Raw genomic sequence first — 1,690 nt, 5'->3', positions numbered from 1 at the left:
AGCGTCGCGGGCAGCCGCAGCTCACTCACCGCACCCAGCGCATTCCGCAGCTCCACCGCCGTCAGCGAGTCAAAGCCCAGCTCACGGAAGGAGCGGTCGGGGTCAACCGTCTCCGGACCGGCGTATCCGAGCACCGTCGCCACGTTCGTACAGACCAGGTCCAGCAGGGCGTCGAGTTGCTCGGCCGCGTCCAGACCGGCGAGTCGCCGCGCCAGCGCACCCGACGCCGCCGCGCCCTCCGCCGCACGCCGCGCCGGAACCCGCACCAGCCCACGGAACAGCGGCGCCAGCGCGCCGCTGGCCGCCTGCCCCCGGAGCGCGGCCATGTCCAGCGCCATCGGCACCAGCAGCGCCTCACCGAGACGGCCCGCGGCGTCGAACAGCTCCAGGCCCTCGGTGGCGGACAGCGCGACCACGCCGCCCCGGCTCATCCGGGACACATCCGCGTCGTCCAACTCACCGGTCATCGCGCTGGAGTCCGCCCACAGACCCCAGGCCAGCGAGGTACCGGCCAGACCGCGCCCCGCACGGTGCTGGGCCAGGGCATCCAGGAAGGCGTTGGCGGCGGCGTAGTTGCCCTGGCCCGCGTTGCCGAAGACACCGGCGGCGGACGAGAACAGCACGAACGCCGACAGGTCCAGGTCGCGGGTCAGCTCATGCAGGTTCCACGCCGCATCCACCTTCGGACGCAACACCCGCGCCAACCGCTCCGGCGTCAACGAACCGACCACACCGTCATCCAGCACACCGGCCGTATGCACCACGGCCGTCAGCGGATGCTCCGCCGGAATCGCCCCGAGCACCTCGGCCAACTGGTCACGATCGGCGACATCACAGGCCGCCCACCGCACCTCGGCACCCAACTCGCTCAATGCCGCGTCGAGTTCGGCCGCGCCCGGAGCCTCGCCACCACGGCGACTCACCAGCAGCAGACGCCGGACCCCACGCTCCACCACCAGGTGGCGGGCGAACAGAGCGCCCAGCGTGCCGCTCGCACCGGTCACCAGCACCGTGCCCTCGGCATCGAACTCCGGCGCGTCGTCCCCGGAGCCCGCAGCGGCGGCCCGCGCCAGGCGCGGCGCCCGCACCTCGCCCGCACGCAGCGCGAGCTGCGACTCGCCCGAGGCGAGCGCGGCGGACAGCGTACGGAACGACGCGTCCCGGCCGTCGAGGTCGACGAGCACAAGGCGTTCCGGGTTCTCCGACTGCGCCGAACGCAGCAGACCCCACACCGCCGCCTGGGCAGGATCGTCCAGCGACTCCTCCTCGCCGGCGGCCACGGCACCCGAGGTCAGCACAACCAGACGCGCATCCGCGAACCGCTCATCGCCCAGCCACGCCTGGACCAGCGACAGCGCCTCGGCGGCGGCCCGGTGCGCCGCACCCGCCACATCCTCGCCGCCCTCGGCGGACGGCGAGACGAACACCAGCTCAGGCGTTTCGGCACCCGCCTCGACCGCCTCGGCCAGCGCAGCCAGATCCGCGTACGTCGCGATCTCCGCGCCAACCGCCCCGAGCCCGAGGTCGCCCGAACCGAGCGCCGCCCAGCGGGCCGTCGGCACGGGAGCCGAGGACACGGTCGCGGGCAGGCCGACCCACTCCAGGCGGAAGAGGGAGTCCTGACGACCGCCCCGCGCACCACCGATCTGCTCGGCCGACACCGGCCGCAGCACCAGCGAATCCACCGACA

The 1,690-nt window shown here is 73.7% G+C and carries 1 protein-coding gene; it reads right to left on the bottom strand.

All coding sequences use genetic code 11. The features are described 5' to 3' along the window. Positions 1 to 1,690: beta-ketoacyl reductase (locus ACFYOY_RS49135; protein WP_388594650.1), on the bottom strand; the 1,690-nt coding region annotated here is incomplete at both ends.

The organism is Streptomyces sp. NPDC007875 (assembly GCF_042868035.1).
Lineage (GTDB): Bacteria > Actinomycetota > Actinomycetes > Streptomycetales > Streptomycetaceae > Streptomyces > Streptomyces antimycoticus.
The sequence above is the reverse complement of the archived record's forward strand: the minus strand, read 5'-3'. Positions and strand labels throughout refer to the sequence as shown.